A 16,191-nucleotide genomic window follows, 5' to 3' on the forward strand; every position below is an offset into this window, starting at 1 on the left:
GGAATTCGACGGTAAGCAGCGCGGATCTGCTAATGTGCCTCCAGCCAATTGGCACCCTGGCCGCATTCCGCAATTACCGGTACGGCATTGGGCAGGGGCAGTGCGGCCTGCATATGCTCCAGTATCAGCGGTTTCAATTCATCGACTTCGTCCATCAGTGCATCAAAAATCAACTCATCATGAACCTGCAGGATCATCCTGCTTTTCAGGCCCGCCTTTTTCATGGCCGCGTGTACCTTTTGCATGGCGAGTTTGATCATATCGGCGGCGGTACCCTGGATCGGGGAATTAATCGCATTACGTTCCGCAAAGCCCCGTACCGTAAAATTATTGGAATTTATGTCTTTCAACCAACGTTTGCGACCCATCAGGGTCTGCACATAACCATTTTCCCGGGCAAAATTTATGGAAGCATCCATATACTGTTGGATACCACTGAACTCTTTCTTATAACTGTCAATAATAGCTTTTGCTTCTGTCCGGGAAATTCCCAGGTTGTCTGCCAGCCCAAATGCGCCCTGACCGTAAATAATGCCAAAATTCACGCTCTTGGCTTTATAACGCATTTCCCGGGTAACTTCTGAAACCGGAACACCGAAAACCTGAGCCGCTGTTGCAGTATGGATATCCTCACCGCTCTGAAATGCTTTCACCATGTTGGTATCACCACTCATGGCAGCTACAATCCGCAGTTCAATTTGGGAATAATCCGCAGATAACAGAACATAGTTTTCCGCCCTTGGTATAAAGGCTTTTCTGATCTCCTTGCCCCGATCAGTCCTGACCGGAATATTCTGCAGGTTGGGATTGTTGCTCGCCAGACGGCCGGTAACAGCCACTGCCTGACCATAGGTTGTATGTACCCGGCCGGTGCGCGGATTGATCAGTTGCGGCAGGGCATCCACGTAGGTGGATTTCAGCTTGGTCAACTCCCGGAAATTCAAAATCTCTTCGGCAATATGATGGCCCTTGGCGGCCAGTTTCTGAAGAACATCTTCACCGGTCTGATACTGACCGGTTTTGGTTTTTCTGGCCGATGTTTCCAGTTTCAACTTGTCAAATAACACTTCTCCCAGTTGTCTCGGCGACGCCAGGTTAAAACGGACACCGGCGATTTCAAAAACTTTTTTCTCTGCCGCGGCCGCATCTTTCTCGAGTTCCCGGGAATAGGCGTTCAGAAAAGTCTCGTCAATTTTCACCCCTTCATATTCCATATCAGTAAGTACCGGAACCAATGGATTCTCTACCTCCCTGAATACCCGCTCCACTTCCTTATCTTTCAGCATCGGGTGAAATATCTCTTTGAGCTGCAGCGTAATATCCGCATCCTCAGCTGCATAATCCGTAATTTTCTCTGGTTCCACATCCCGCATCGTTCCCTGTTGCTTGCCTTTTTTACCGATCAGGGATTCAATGGGAATCGGTTCGTAACCCAGGTATTTTTCACTGAGCTGGTCCATACCCCTTTTCCCATCCGGATCGATGACATAATGCGCCAGCATGGTGTCAAAAAGTTGCCCTTTGATTTCGATCCCCTGCCATTTCATAATCAGCAGGTCATATTTCAGGTTCTGCCCAATCCAGGTTTTGGAGGGGTCCTCGAAAAGCGGGCGAAACTGTTTCAGTAATCCTGCGGTGGCATCCTGATCAGGAGGACAGGGTACCCAGAAGGCTTCGCCCGCTGTAACGGCAAAACTCATCCCAACGAGTTCCGCAAGATTGGCATCAATACCGGTCGTTTCGGTATCAAAGCAGATCTCATCATGCGCTGCAAGTTTTTCGAGGAGTTTGGCTATTTCCTGGTCCCCGCTGACCGCTATATACTGATGCGCGGTATCCTGAATGGTTTTCAGGGTTAGCAGGGCGGCCGGATCGCCGCCGGCCGCGGCCGGCGCCAGCAATGCGGATGGCTCGATGACATTTCCGAATAAATCGATCTGTACGCCTTTGGCAGCCGGCTGCTTATCAGCGGTGGCTGGTGCCGGGCCATCCGGACTATCGCCCAATAACCGCCGGGCCAGGGTCCGGAATTCCAGTTCCCCAAAAATTTCCGTCAGGGCAGCCCAGTCCCAATCTTTTACTTCAAAATCCTGCTCATGAAACTGAACCGGTGCATCTGTGATAATCGTAGCCAGTTTTTTGGACAGCAATGCCAGGTCCTTACCCTCCACGACTTTGCGGCCCAGCGCGCCCTTAATTTCTTCCGCATGAGCCACCACATTCTCAAGGTTATCGTACTGGGCCAGCAGCTTGGCCGCTGTCTTCTCACCTACACCGGCGATACCCGGTATATTATCCACGGCATCACCCATCAGGCCCAGCACATCTATGACCTGATCCACCCGTTGAATATTCCATTTTTCACAAACTTCCTCGGGACCCATAATCTGCACTTCGCCTCCCTGATAGCCTGGTTTATATATTTTTATTTTATCGGTCACCAGCTGACCATAGTCTTTGTCGGGCGTGACCATAAAAACTTCATATCCGACCGCTTCTGCCTGTTGGGCCAGGGTGCCGATGACATCATCGGCTTCGTAACCGTCCGTTTCAATACAGGGTATATTGAACCCTTTTATGATACGTTTAATGTCTGGAACGGCTATTAAGATATCTTCCGGTGTCTCCTGCCGGTTGGCCTTATAGGCCGAATAATCAATATGTCTTTCGGTTGGGGCATGGGTGTCAAAACATACCGCCATATGGGTAGGCTGTTGTTTGTTTAGCAGTTCTACCAAGGTATTGGTAAATCCGAACTGCGCGTTTGTATTCTTATTCTTACTGGTAATCCGGGGACTTCGAATCAGGGCATAATAAGCCCGGAATACCAGGGCATAAGCATCTAACAAAAACAACTTTTTTTCCATCACGCTAAGGTAAGCGGCAGTCGGAAGAATGAAAAATTTAAATCCCTCAACCTGAACCTGGGAATAGATAAAGCACCCCGTTCTGGAAACGGGGTTTTGGTGGGAAGAAAATGGCGGCCGGACAGGTCAATCCGCCGGACTACCGCCCTTATTGGGTCGCCGGGCTTCAAAAATTTGGACGATACTGCATTGATGGTTATATTTTTGCGCAAAACCAATGATATGTTACAAATAAATGTGATCAGGCAGAATGTGCAGGAAGCGAAGGATCGTTTAGTTGTTAAAAATTTTACAGCACTCGAACTCGTTGACAAGGCAGTAGAGCTAGATGACCGCCGCAAGAAATTACAACTGGACTTTGATACCAATCAGGCTTTGGTCAACAGTGCGTCCAAAGAAATAGCAGGTTTGGTTACAAAAGGAGATCAGGCGGCCATTGCTGCAAAAAAACAGGAAGTGGCTACATTAAAAGCGGGACTGCAACCGATTATCGAAGCGTTGGCAAATACCGAAAAAACGTTGGAGGAGGTATTGGTGCTGATCCCCAACCTGCCGGCACCTGAAGTACCAGCGGGCCATGGAGCGGAAGACAATGTGGTCGTGCGTGAAGGAGGCAACCGCCCCCAGCTGCAACAGGGAGCCCGACCCCACTGGGACCTGATCAAAGAATTTGATCTGGTAGATTTTGAAACCGGCGCCAAAATTACAGGTAGGGGCTTCCCCCTGTACAAAGGGGCGGGAGCGCGGTTGCAACGCAGCCTGGTACAGTATTTCCTCGATTTTAATATTGCGGCCGGTTACACGGAATACCTGCCGCCTTTTATGGTTAATGAAGCTTCCGCTTACGGCACCGGCCAATTGCCTGACAAGGAAGGTCAGATGTACTATATGCCTGCCGATCAGTTTTATCTGATTCCCACCGCAGAGGTTCCCGTCACGAATATCTACCGTGATACCATCGTCAAAGCGGCATCTTTACCGGTAAAGATGACTGCCTATTCGCCCTGTTTCCGACGCGAAGCCGGAAGCTTCGGGAAGGATGTACGGGGACTCAACCGGGTGCATCAGTTCGAGAAAGTAGAAATTGTTCAGTTAACTGACCCTGAAAAAAGTTATGAAGCTTTAGAAGAAATGGTAGCGCATGTAGAAAAACTGCTTGGTTCCCTGGAACTGCCCTACCGGATACTGAAGCTTTGTGGAGGCGATATGAGCTTTACTTCAGCCCTGACCTATGATTTTGAAGTTTATAGTGCAGCCCAGCAGCGTTGGCTGGAAGTCAGTTCTACATCCAATTTTGAGAGCTATCAAACCAACAGGATGAAAATTCGCTTTAAGGATGATAACGGCAAAACGCGGCTCCTGCATTCATTGAATGGCAGCTCATTAGCGTTACCCAGAATTATGGCATGTCTTTTGGAAAATAATCAACAGGAAAATGAAATAATCCTTCCAAAAGCATTACATTCATACTTCGGAAGAGAAACTATCAAAAAATAAAGGAAATAACGATGAAGAAAACTATTACGGCCCTGGTGGCCATCACGACTTTTGTTATCGCCTGTTCTCCCAAAGTTACCAGTACTCCAACAGGTGCAGGTTCAGCCGAAGCAGGTGGCGCACTGATCAGTTCAGCCAAATGTACCAAATGTCATAAAGACCAGACGGCCCACGTGGCCCGTCACACCTATGATGAACAGGAGAAGCTGATGCACACGATGGCAAAAAAAGCCAGACTAAGTCCTGAAGAAACCGCCGATCTCCTGGCATATGTAAAAGCCAACGCAAAACAATAAAAGGTAAAAAATAAAGGAAAGAATACTAAAATCCGGGCTTAAATGTCCGGATTTTTTTTGAATGAAATTTCCGTCTGCCGCTGTGCTCTTTTCCTTTTAGCTTCACCATTTAAACCTAATTGAAAAAATTCAGTCAACCATGAAACAGTTTTCTGTATGATCGTATCAAACGCTGATAAAAACAAACATCTACTTTGGCGCGCCGGCTTCGGACCCGCCGCAAAACAGTTGGACGAACTGCAGCGGCTATCTCCCGAAAAGCTGTGGAAATCAATGCGAAAAGCTTCTTCCCGTCAACCTGATTATATCAATGTGGTGCCCAAAGATCTGGCGGACCTGTATGATGCCTACGGTCAGCGGTCGCGGCGGGCGGACCCGGAAGAACGTCGTTTATTGAACCGGATGCAGCAGGCTGCCGTCAGGGACCTGAACACCCGATGGTTCAGCGAAATCGTCAGCAGTCCGGCTCAGCTACGAGAAAAAATGGCTTTTTTCTGGCACGGCCATTTTGCGAGCCGCAACCGAAATATTTTTTACAATCAGCTGTTGCTGCATGTCTTCAGAAAACATGGTTTGGGGAACTTTGGAACCCTGCTTAAAGAAGTTTCGCATGCGGCTTCCATGCTCTATTTCTTGAACAATCAGCAAAACCGAAAAGGTCGTCCCAATGAAAATTTCGCCAGAGAGGTTATGGAACTCTTCACCTTGGGCCGGGGGCACTATTCAGAAACGGACATTAAAGAGGCTGCCCGGGCATTTACCGGATGGACTGCCAACAGAAACGGCGAATTTATCTTCAGGGAAAAATTCCATGATGAGGGCGAAAAAACGGTACTGGGTAAAAAGGGAAATTTTAATGGGGATGATGTGTTGGACATTATCCTGGAACAACGGCAGACGGCACTTTTCATTACCCAGAAAATCTACCGCTTTTTTGTCCATACAAATCCGGATGAGGCGTTGATACAATCGCTGGCGAAACGTTTTTACGATTCCGGCTATGATATCAACAGGCTTATGGAAGATATCTTTACCAGCGATTGGTTTTACGATGCCAAAAATATCGGGGGCCTGATCAAATCACCGATTGAACTGCTTGCAGGCATCCACCGAATGATTCCGATGGAAGTACAGCGTGAAAACGCCATGTTCAACCTGCAGAAAATTTTGGGACAACAGTTACTTTACCCGCCCAATGTGGCAGGCTGGCCGGGAGGGCAGGCCTGGATCGACAGCAGTACCCTGATGATGCGCCTGCGGATACCACAAATGTTCAATGACAAAGACGAGTTGAATGTGACGCCCAAACAGGATGATGATTTGATGATGGGCCGCACCAGGGAAGGAAGCCCGGCGGTTCCCGCCCGGCCCGCTAAAAAAAGATATGGCGCAATTGAAGCAAGTATAAACTGGGCGCCCTATTTGAAACAATACGATGATATCAAGCGCGAGGAATTGCTGCAGGCCATCAGAAATAATTTACTGTCTGTAGCCTCCCCGAATATAGATGCCCTGATTAAGAATTATACGGATAACAGTTCTCGTCCGGGCTATATTAAATCAGCAACGATTCAGCTGATGAGCACCCCCGAATACCAGCTTTGCTGATCGAAGATCATTATTGAAAAAGCAACTGGACTTTTAAACTATAACCCAAGTTCATGAACAAGAAATTAAACCCTGGTACTTTCTGGAACGGCCCATTCATCAAACGCCGGGATTTTATACAGACCGGATCCCTGGCGGCGGCTTCCCTGATGCTGCCTAAGTTTCTGAAAGCTTTTGAATCCAATGCCCTGGTTCCTGCAGGCAATAAGGTTGTGGTCGTGCTGCAATTGAGTGGCGGCAATGATGGCCTGAATACGGTCATTCCTGTCAGAAATGATATTTATCATAAATTAAGACCCGCACTGGGTATCAAAAGACCCAAATCCGCGGTGCTTACTGATGAGGTCAGTCTGCATCCGGCCCTGACACATTTTAAAAACCTGTATGATGAGGGCCATCTGGCGATCCTCAACAATGTGGGATACCCCAATCCGGATCGTTCCCATTTCCGCAGTATGGACATCTGGCACTCCGCCAGTAAAAGCAATCAATATTGGAATACCGGATGGATTGGCCGCTACCTGGATGCCCAATGCAGCGGTTGCAGCCGACCCACCCAGGCCCTGGAAATTGACGATGTGCTGAGTCTGGCACTGAAGGGTGAACAGGCGAATGCCATCGCTTTTAAAGACCCCAGAAGGCTGTACGGCACTTCGAATGAAAAATTCTTTAAGCAGGTACTGAAAAATCATGATCACGACCACCATGAAGAAGCGCCCGTGGACTATCTCTATAAAACCATGACCCAGACCCTGTCCTCGGCGGATTATATTTACAAACAGAGCAGGTTGCATCCCACAGGGGCCAGCTATCCTTCCACCCAGCTGGGTAATGGATTTAAGACCATTGCATCGCTAATTTTCTCTGATATCAATACCAAGGTCTATTATATTTCACTGGGAAGTTTTGATACCCATGTGGGTCAGGAAGCCCAGCAAAACCGCTTGTTCACCCAAATGAACGAAGCCGTCAAGGCTTTCACTGATGATCTGAAAAAAAACGGTCGCTTAAATGATGTATTATTGTTCACCTTTTCTGAATTTGGTCGACGCGTGGCACAAAATGCCAGCATCGGAACCGATCATGGCACCGCTAACAATATGTTTCTGATTAGTGGTGGCCTCAAACAAAAAGGTATCCTGAATGCGATGCCGGACCTGGGTGATTTGAATGAAGGAGACCTGAAATACAAAGTAGACTTTAAGGAGGTCTATGCCACCATTCTCAAAAACTGGTTACAGGCAGATACAAATCTAATTCTGGGGGCGGATTACAAAACCCTGGACTTTGTCTAAGCCTTATACCAGAGAGTCTATCAAAGAATCGACAGGGGCTTCAATGCCTATTAACGCTATCAGATCGGCTTTACGCGTAATTTTAGACTATTAATGTTACGGACCAAGCTAACAAAGTAAAAGGCCCTCAAATCCTTAGATCTGTGGGCCTTCATTTTGAAAGGGCTTAATGGTAAGAACTTTATTCCCGAACCACTTTGATAACTTTGGAATAAGTGGTTGTTCCGTCTTTATCAAACTGTGCAATTCTGATATAGTAATCTCCCTGTGCCTCGATTTCTCCGCTGTTCTTTTTACATCCAACACCTATACCGACAAATACGAGGATCAGCGCCATCGGCAGTAACAGCTTACGTCGTCTCCGCGGTCCGCAAAACGCTGCCAGGCCAATCAACATGGATGCTGCAAACAGATACCCGGTCGCCTTACCCGACACCCATTCATAATTGAGGGGTGTATCACTGTTACCATCGGTCGCTTTGGAAGCTACCGTCGCTAATGAAGTGAATGTTACTCCATCTTTGGATCCTTCAATTTCAAAATGGTCGTTATTTTGTTCTTTGAGTGATTCCCAGCTGACTCGAAGCTGCTGATCTCTGAAAATGGCACTGATTTCGCCAAAATGCACCCAGAGGGCCACATCACCGACGACACTCAGTGGGGCGGGATTGGTGCATACTGCAGCTGTCACTACATCCCAGGTAAAAGTCGTACTTGCCGTTCCCGGCGGTTTGGGTGTGTCCGCCACACTTTCAAAAAAAGGCTGGCCATCATACGCCAATAACCAGGCTCCTTCAATATTGTCCCAAAAAATGGTAATCGAAATATTAGAAAAGCCGGCCACCGTGCCTGTACCTTCATAATAGGGCTTACCGTCGATTTGACTCGCCGCCTGAGTGAGGGTCACCGGGGCCTCGATACATTCTCCTGATACGGTGATTTCCTGCGCGGCCACAGTAAATTGTAACAACAGGCCCAGAAGACAAAAGAATAAGTTTTTCATTGTTTTTACTTTATTATTTATGCGTTCATATTGCCAACCAGCATCGGTATTACAGTGACCGGCACCGGATACCCAATTGGTTTTCTGCATGAATGATTTCCTTCTGCTTCAGTCTGTCATTGGGCTTACAAAAAAACTGAACCAGGTTTTCTGAGTGTTCTTCTGTAAGGCCGTCCAGGCTGGCAAGATGGTTATTGTTAATATATACCTCTTTTAAACGGGTAAGTGTTTTGAGTGGCCTGAGCGAATCGATCCGATTGTACTGTACATATAGTTGTTCCAGATGCGTCATGTCTTCGATGCCTTTCAGGCTACTGATCTGATTGTTGAAAAGGAACAGTGATTTGAGGTGTTTCATGGAGGAAAGCGGTTGGATAGATTGTAACTGGTGGTGGGTCACCACCAGGATTTCCAGTTTTTGTAAATCCTGGATACCGCTAAGATTACTCAGTTCAAAACCCATATTCGGATAGGGTGCCCGCGGGCCAGCCAGTCTCAAAACTTTCGTGTTCAGCAAGTTCCGAATTTCTTCAGGTCCCGGCGTATTACCGTTTTTAAAGAAAACAGTTCCAAATGCCTGCTTCCATTGCGATTCCAGGTTGTTCCACCAGTTGGATTCATTCATACAACGGTACTTTAATTCCGAGAGGGATATATACCAAATAAACTGATACAATAATTGATTGTCAGCAGCGGTTGCAATACACTAAAGGGCTGTGGAGAAGTTCCGCCGTTACCTACCACGCCGCTATTCATCAATACCTTTTCAGTTGGTGCCGTTTTATATTCCTTGTCGATTTGAAGTGAATTCGCAGGATACGCCCCGGCAGGCGCATTCGTGTCACCCTGCTCGCTGGTGCCGAATATAGTGTGATTATGATTCGGCAGGTTATTGATCGTAAGTGTCGATGTTTCGGCACCACCCGCCTGGCCAACAACATAATTGGGCTGACCAGGCCCTGTTCCCTGTCCGATGGCGATTCTTCCCCTTAGATCAGGGACCGCGAAAGTTGTGATCCCATCGCCTCCATATGTGGTGCCAATCAGACTGAACAAAGTTTCGTATTGGGCAATCGGTAAAAGTCTGCCATCGCAATAAACCCACCCCTGTGGTATAAAATTAAAGCCAAACATGGCGATCATACCAATTAAAGTTTCCATATCATCAATTTTTACTTTTTAAATCATTGACGCCTAACTAATATAAAGTCCCTCTATTGCCGCGAAGGAAAAATACCCTGCAACGCAATGCAATAATTAACTGTCACATAAGGCTGCATGATACTGACAGGCTGACCGCCGCCATTAAAGCCTAGCATTTGGCCATTCATTGCTACGATACTTCCTCCCGAAGGTGCGGCTTTATATTCCCGGTCAGCGGAACCTGTATTCGACCAAAACGCATTTTCAGGCGTCGCAGAATCGCCAGTTTCGGAAACGGCCATGACAGGGTGGTTATGCGCGGGCATATTCCCTGTCGTTAGGGACACCGTACTTGTACCCCTGGTCTCCCCAACTGCATAAGGGGTAAGCCCGGCACCGGTTCCAACGCCCACCGGCGTTCTACCTCTCAGATCAGGCAGGGCAAAAGTTGTCGTGCCGTTCCCCCCGTACTGGGTGCCTAATAAGGCAAATAAGGCCTGGTTTTGGACAATCGCCAATAACTGCCCGCTACAGGTTGCCCAGCCTCGAGGGGCAAAATCAAAACCGAAGATGGCGATCATTCCCAGAAATGGATCAATCATAAGAAAAATTTTAAAGTTAAAACATATGGGCGTCAGCTTACTTATGATCTGGGTGGAAAAATCCCCTGCAAGGCGATACACACATTAAGGCCCAGCACCGGATTAATTACAGAGAAAGGCAGGTTTGCCCCCTGCATGCCGGTCATTTGGCTATGCATCACTACCTGTGTTCCCTGAGCCACCCGGTAGTCTTTATCAAATACACCTGTTCCGGCCGGAAACGCAGCTGCCGGAGATGCACTATCTCCTGATTCTGCCGTGGCCGAAACACTATGATTATGTGCCGGCAAATTGGTAGAGAGTAAAGTCAGGTTCTCTGTACCGGTTTGCTGACCTATAAAATAATTAGACAAGCCGGGGCCCTGACCCTGTCCAACGGCCACCCGCCCGGAAAAGTTGGGAAGTGCAAATGTTGTTTGGCCATTCCCTCCATACGTAGTTCCTAACAGGGAAAATAATGCCGTATTCTGGACGATCGAAATTAATTGTCCACTACAGGTACTCCACCCACTGGGTGGAAAATTGAATCCGAAAATCGCGATCATGCCGACAAATGGTTCCATAAATACAATTTAAATATGATCAAAAGGGCAATAATGGTCAGGCAATAATCTGTCGACCAGACGCAGTTTTACTTATACTGGCCATCCAGAAATCCCGCCCTGTTCTTCTGGGTTCGATCAGTTGAAGGAGCGTTAGAGATTGACCTTTATCCTTCTGACGCGTAAAACGTGCCAGTTCAAATCGGTTGATACTTATCACTTCATCCTGTCCTGAGTGAAAATTGACAATCAGGTCAGAAGGGCGATTTCTTTGACTGGGCCAGTAAATCCAGACCGGAGCAGCGACAATTTGCTGATCGGGAAACCAGACTTGCTGACCCTTGCGATGTTCGTGACTTTTACAGGGCTCAATAGACTTCTCTTGTGACAGTTTGCCTGAAAAATCAACAGCGCCGTGCTGCTGGCAAAACTGCTTCCACAATAATTCAATATTTTCCATCGCTCCATTAGAGGAAATCGATGCAAAGGTTTGCCCGCTAAGTGTAACAGCAGCCGTCAGCATTGTCAGCTGACTCAAAAATACCCGTCGGCTTTTAATTGGCCTGCTCATAATGTCAGTGTTGTTTTAAACCACACCCTTCAAAATTGATTTTAGTTTAGAATCCTGTAGAAGTAGGGCTAGTACTTCTTACACCTATGCCGTTAATTCAAGAATTTGTCAGTTTGGTCCGCAATATCTATGGTGCACTAAATCGTCTGAGTTATCGGGCATCTTTTCATCATCAAACAAGTCAGGGAGGGTGTGAAGTCTACCTAACGTTCTGATTTTGAAAGTTGAAGGTATAACATTTTTTATTGCAAAAAACAAAAAGCAAAAATATTTTTTCCCAGGGTAAAATATAGGAAAAAAATCAAGTCAATGGTTGGAGCAGTTTTCTGGTCCGTTCCAACAGGGTTTCTTTATCCGCATCAAGACCGCCACCACTATAAATATGCATCTCGATTTCCTGTAACAGTGATAAAATTTCCGTTTGCTGAGCCGCTGAAATACCATTATCCTTCATCGAACGGCTGAGACTTTCGGAATTGAAAATAGCAGCTGGGAGCGCATACCTGGTTTCAAAAAACTGTACCAACGCGTGCTTTAAGGCACTGTAAAAGGCATTGCCGGTATGATGAATCCGGTCCGCCGCCGGTCGCAATAAGGTTTCCATACCGACAGGCACCCCAATCACCGGAGCCGCATCCACCGTTCCGGATCCTTGTACCGGGTTCAAGTGACGCCTCCTGGATTTCCTGCCGCGCCTCACCAACCAAAACAGCAGGAGCAGCAGTCCTACGCTAGCAGCCAGACCGATCCATAAGATATTGTCTGCAGGTTGATCGGGAGGCGTTGCCCGCGGCAGTGAAATCGCCGCAGTAGATTTTCCCTCTTTGACGACATGAAAATTAATGGGGATATTGGTGATCGTCTTGTACTGATTGCTGGTCGCATCAAAAAACGAAAATTTGATCGATGGAATTTTATAAGCCCCTTCCTCATTGATGATGAAAGGAATCACATAGGCTTTATAGCCGCTTCCGTCTGCTTTGATATCGCTGGATTCTTTCGCGGGAAACACTTCGGTTTTACGGGGCCATTCAATTTCGGGCTGTACAATCTTTGAGAAATCACCGACTCCGATGATGGTGATGGTCAGTTGCCCCTGCTCGCCCGGAGCATAGACCAGTTTGGGCAATTGCACATTCATTTTAAAATTTCCCACCAGTCCGCTAAACTGGGCGGGCCGGGTTGCCGAGCCCGGCAGTGCGGCCACATCGATCTGGATCGGCACCGAGTTGATGGTAATCGCATAATAACCATTATTTAGAGAATACCCTTCCTGAACACCATTCAGGATCGGATCCTCATTGCCATTGGCGTCAATAAGTCGTATATTATTGCGCACCGACAGCGACCCGATGGTTAAACGGCCGGCACGTTGCGGTGTCAGTTGCAGTTTTTTTATTACATGGACATCAAATCCCACGCCGTCCACCGTCTCTCTGAAAGGGAGTGACGCGTCGCCGCCCAGCAGGTCCTTCACTTCAAAACCACTGAAGGAAGGATTGCGGGTAACGACAGACTCAGAGTTCATCGCGCTGTAGAGACGATAGGTAACAATGATCGGCTCGCCTACATAACAATCTGTCGCGCTGGCATCTACTTTTAGAAAAACATTACTCTTTATCCGCTCAGGCAGACTTACATAATTGGCGTCCTGTCCGAAACCATTGACAGGGAGCAGGACGATTGTCAGCAAGCCCATCAGGCCTGATAGAAAATAAGACCTGTATTTACTGCAACGACCATGAAATTCTTTCATATCCAAATCAGTTCTTTTTAAACCCTTACCGAACCAGCCCGCTTCTTACAAATCACCCAGCTGGGGTCTTAATACGATTTCTTCAACACAGGCACCCGGTGATAACCGGGAGGCTGCATACACCATGGCGCCGATATCCTCTTTCTCCATAATCCGATGTTCACTGTTGTCAAATCCCGCCCAGGAGTCGGTCATAACCGCCCCCGGATACACGGTTGTTACTTTGATGCCATGAGGCCGGAGCTCGTCTCTGAGATTAATGCTGAATCCATTCAACGCAAACTTGCTGATGCTATAGGCGCCACCACCGGGATAGGCTTTCAATCCTGCAATAGAGCAGATATTGAAAATATGACCGCTTTGCCGCGCGATCATAGCCGGCAGCAGTCCCCGGGTTACATGATAAGCACTGTACAAATTCGTTCTGAGTTGCAAATCCAGCACGCCTTCGGCCTCATCACTGATATTGCCCGGCCGGTAAATCCCCGTATTGTTAACCAATACATCCGGACATTCCTGCTGCAGACTCCAGGATGCAAAGGCTTTGGCCTGATCTTCGAGCGCAAGATCAAAAGCCCGCGATCGGATATCGATTCCGGGATAAGCGGCCAGAAGCCGCTCAACGGCTTGGTACAATTTCTGTTCGTTCCGGGAACATAACTGCAGCCGGTAGCCTTGTTGCGCAAATTGCTCCGCAATAGCAAATCCAATGCCTCTCGATGCGCCTGTTATTGCAATACAATTCATAAAACTCCTAATTACTGATAATCAATAAACATGCCGGCAAAGTTCTGTATTTCATCTATATAATCTGCATCATTTTCAGAACCTTGTTCTCCTTTCTGTATCTAAAGAGCCCAAAAGCAATAGCAGGTGAATGAAACATAAAGCACCGGCTTCCGGTTCTGGCGATTGTCGCCAACAACAAAAAATGTCGAAACCCATGCCAAGCATTTAATTTTGCGGTTTTAACAGCATAAAGGAACCGCTCCCACATGGCTGTCAATAGGAATTAACACATGAACTATCAACATCTTTTTTTTGACCTGGATCATACATTATGGGATTTCGATACCAATGCCCGGCAAACCCTTTCTGACCTGTACCTGACCCTCGAATTGCAAAGCAGAGGCGTCGATGATTTTGACCAGTTTTACAAAAACTATTCGCAGCACAACCAAAAACTATGGGCAAGATACCGCAAAGGGCATATTCAGCAAAAGGAATTGCGTGTTAAAAGGATGCGCCTGGCGTTGCTGGACTTCAAAATCGGTGACGAAACACTGGCCGAGACTTTATGCCACAGGTACCTCGAAGGATTACCGGGCAGGAAGGCGCTCTTCCCCTATACCATGGAAATCCTGGAATACCTTAAAGCAAAAAATTATCAGCTGCATTTGATTACCAATGGTTTCCAGGAAGTACAATTTCAGAAAATCACCCATTCAGGCATCGGCAAATACTTTGACAAAGTAATTACTTCCGAAAGCAGCAACAGTCTGAAACCTCAGAAGGAAATTTTCGACTATGCGCTTAAAATCACCGGGGCTAAAGCCGCAGAAAGTATCATGCTCGGTGATGATATGGAAGCCGATATCATGGGTGCCAGCCGGGCAGGGCTGGATCAGGTATATATCAACCATACCGGGGCCCTTCACGATTTTCGTCCGACCTATGCCGTAACCCACCTCAGAGAGCTGGAGGATATCTTTTAAAATGGCGGCCGCATTCGATGACCGGAATGTGTGGGGTGCTATGAATTTTCGTCCTCCCGGATTACCCGGACTTGTTCCCAGAGTTCGGGAATACGCTTAATCCAGGCCAGTTCCCGTAGTTTTTCACGGGCCTCGGCCACCGGATATCCAAAATATATCTTACCCCCTTTTAAAGAATTGGGAACACCGCTTTGCGCATTGACTACCGCGGCTTTTCCGATGGTGAGCGTCTTACTGACACCCACCTGCCCCCATAGGATAACTTCATCTTCAATAACGGCAGCGCCGGCAATCCCGACCTGGGCGGCAAACAGACAATTACGTCCTATTATTGTATCATGCCCAATATGAACCTGGTTGTCCATCTTGGTTCCACGGCCTATGACGGTATCACCCGTCACCCCCCGGTCGATGGTACAACCTGCGCCGATCTCTACATTGTCCTGGATGACAACCCGACCGCAACTGGTCATTTTTTTATAGTGCACCGCCCGATCAGCCTTCTTGTTATAATAAAAAGCATCACTTCCGATCACGGTACCACTCTGGATGGTTACATGATCACCGATCTGACAGTCATCCATTATAGTAACATTCGGAAATATTACGGTGTGCGCGCCAATGGTTACATTATTCCCCAGATAAACATTCGGCATAACAAGCGTTCCTTCACCGACAGTCACCGAAGGCGCATGCAAATCCATTGAAGGACGAAATGGTTTATAATAATCAACGATCCGGAGATACGCTTCAAAGGGTGCGTCCACTACCAGCAATGCCTTGCCTTGGGGAAATTCAACCTCCTGATTGATTATAATAAAACTGGCAGCCGATTGAATACATTTCTCGTAATATTTAGGATGATCCACAAAGGCGAGATCTCCTTCCTCCACCACATGGATTTCATTGATCCCGCTGGCCGCAGCATCAACCCTGCCTATCAATTTTGCGTCTATCAATTGCGCGATTTCCCTTAACGGAATGGGACGATCAAATTTCATAATAAAAAATTTCAGTTCAAAAATACACAATGCTTTCATCTAAAAAGCAGCGGCTGGAAAGGAATCATGATTAATAGATCGCGACCGCAGCTGGAACAGCAGCAAACTTATTACTGTTGGACCCTCAGCGCTACGCCTGTTTTTACTTGCACAAACCAATTTTTTCTGGTTTTGGACAAAAAAATTTACACATTGTTTTTCTCTTTTTTTTTATCCTTTTTTCGGCAAGCGCCTTCAATTTTTACAGGTAACATGGCCATCAAAATAACAGAACATTCGATGTTCTAAAAATTAA

At 47.2% G+C, this 16,191-nt stretch carries 15 protein-coding genes; 5 read left to right on the forward strand and 10 right to left on the reverse strand.

Features of this window, described 5'->3' with window-relative positions:
- Window positions 1-29 precede the first annotated feature (29 nt).
- Entirely contained in the window at window positions 30-2,849 is a 2,820-nt protein-coding gene (gene polA / locus ACYVI9_RS01980; RefSeq protein ID WP_460759932.1) for a DNA polymerase I, read from the reverse strand.
- Window positions 2,850-3,089: 240 nt separating this feature from the next.
- On the opposite strand from polA, the gene serS reads away from it, so the two are divergent.
- The 4 genes from serS (at window position 3,090) to ACYVI9_RS02000 (ending at window position 7,563) form a co-directional block, all read left to right on the forward strand.
- Window positions 3,090-4,364: a serine--tRNA ligase gene (serS, locus tag ACYVI9_RS01985; protein WP_460759934.1), complete on the forward strand. Its 1,275-nt coding sequence runs from the start codon at window positions 3,090-3,092 to the stop codon at window positions 4,362-4,364.
- 11 nt (window positions 4,365-4,375) lie between these two features.
- A complete protein-coding gene (locus ACYVI9_RS01990; protein ID WP_460759937.1) occupies window positions 4,376-4,660 on the forward strand; it encodes a hypothetical protein in 285 nt (94 codons plus the stop codon).
- A gap of 156 nt (window positions 4,661-4,816) precedes the next feature.
- Window positions 4,817-6,268 (forward strand): DUF1800 domain-containing protein, encoded by a 1,452-nt coding sequence (locus ACYVI9_RS01995; RefSeq protein WP_460759939.1) that lies wholly within the window; start codon window positions 4,817-4,819, stop codon window positions 6,266-6,268.
- A gap of 53 nt (window positions 6,269-6,321) precedes the next feature.
- Window positions 6,322-7,563, forward strand: coding sequence for a DUF1501 domain-containing protein (locus tag ACYVI9_RS02000; RefSeq protein ID WP_460759942.1), 1,242 nt, complete (start codon window positions 6,322-6,324; stop codon window positions 7,561-7,563).
- Between the two features lie 181 nt (window positions 7,564-7,744).
- On the opposite strand, the gene ACYVI9_RS02005 is transcribed toward ACYVI9_RS02000, so the two are convergent.
- The 8 genes from ACYVI9_RS02005 to ACYVI9_RS02040 form a co-directional block, all read right to left on the reverse strand.
- Window positions 7,745-8,566, reverse strand: coding sequence for a hypothetical protein (locus tag ACYVI9_RS02005; RefSeq protein ID WP_460759945.1), 822 nt, complete (start codon window positions 8,564-8,566; stop codon window positions 7,745-7,747).
- 49 nt (window positions 8,567-8,615) lie between these two features.
- On the reverse strand, window positions 8,616-9,191 hold the full coding sequence (locus tag ACYVI9_RS02010) for a leucine-rich repeat domain-containing protein (RefSeq protein WP_460759947.1): 576 nt from the start codon (window positions 9,189-9,191) through the stop codon (window positions 8,616-8,618).
- A gap of 11 nt (window positions 9,192-9,202) precedes the next feature.
- Window positions 9,203-9,727 (reverse strand): phage tail protein, encoded by a 525-nt coding sequence (locus ACYVI9_RS02015; RefSeq protein ID WP_460759950.1) that lies wholly within the window; start codon window positions 9,725-9,727, stop codon window positions 9,203-9,205.
- Between the two features lie 53 nt (window positions 9,728-9,780).
- On the reverse strand, window positions 9,781-10,311 hold the full coding sequence (locus tag ACYVI9_RS02020) for a phage tail protein (RefSeq protein ID WP_460759953.1): 531 nt from the start codon (window positions 10,309-10,311) through the stop codon (window positions 9,781-9,783).
- 41 nt (window positions 10,312-10,352) lie between these two features.
- Window positions 10,353-10,874 (reverse strand): phage tail protein, encoded by a 522-nt coding sequence (locus tag ACYVI9_RS02025; RefSeq protein WP_460759956.1) that lies wholly within the window; start codon window positions 10,872-10,874, stop codon window positions 10,353-10,355.
- Between the two features lie 37 nt (window positions 10,875-10,911).
- A complete protein-coding gene (locus ACYVI9_RS02030; protein ID WP_460759959.1) occupies window positions 10,912-11,424 on the reverse strand; it encodes a hypothetical protein in 513 nt (170 codons plus the stop codon).
- A gap of 301 nt (window positions 11,425-11,725) precedes the next feature.
- Entirely contained in the window at window positions 11,726-13,180 is a 1,455-nt protein-coding gene (locus ACYVI9_RS02035; RefSeq protein WP_460759961.1) for a BatD family protein, read from the reverse strand.
- A gap of 45 nt (window positions 13,181-13,225) precedes the next feature.
- Window positions 13,226-13,927, reverse strand: a complete 702-nt coding sequence (locus tag ACYVI9_RS02040) for an SDR family oxidoreductase (protein WP_460759964.1) — start codon at window positions 13,925-13,927, stop codon at window positions 13,226-13,228.
- Between the two features lie 272 nt (window positions 13,928-14,199).
- On the opposite strand from ACYVI9_RS02040, the gene ACYVI9_RS02045 reads away from it, so the two are divergent.
- Window positions 14,200-14,895, forward strand: coding sequence for a YjjG family noncanonical pyrimidine nucleotidase (locus ACYVI9_RS02045; RefSeq protein ID WP_460759966.1), 696 nt, complete (start codon window positions 14,200-14,202; stop codon window positions 14,893-14,895).
- A gap of 38 nt (window positions 14,896-14,933) precedes the next feature.
- Here ACYVI9_RS02045 and ACYVI9_RS02050 read toward each other — a convergent pair whose 3' ends face one another.
- Window positions 14,934-15,896 carry a UDP-3-O-(3-hydroxymyristoyl)glucosamine N-acyltransferase gene (locus ACYVI9_RS02050; RefSeq protein WP_460759969.1) on the reverse strand — a complete coding sequence of 321 codons (963 nt, stop codon included), beginning with the start codon at window positions 15,894-15,896 and terminating at the stop codon, window positions 14,934-14,936.
- Between the last annotated feature and the right edge of the window lie 295 nt (window positions 15,897-16,191).

It is taken from the genome of Niabella terrae, from assembly GCF_054783135.1.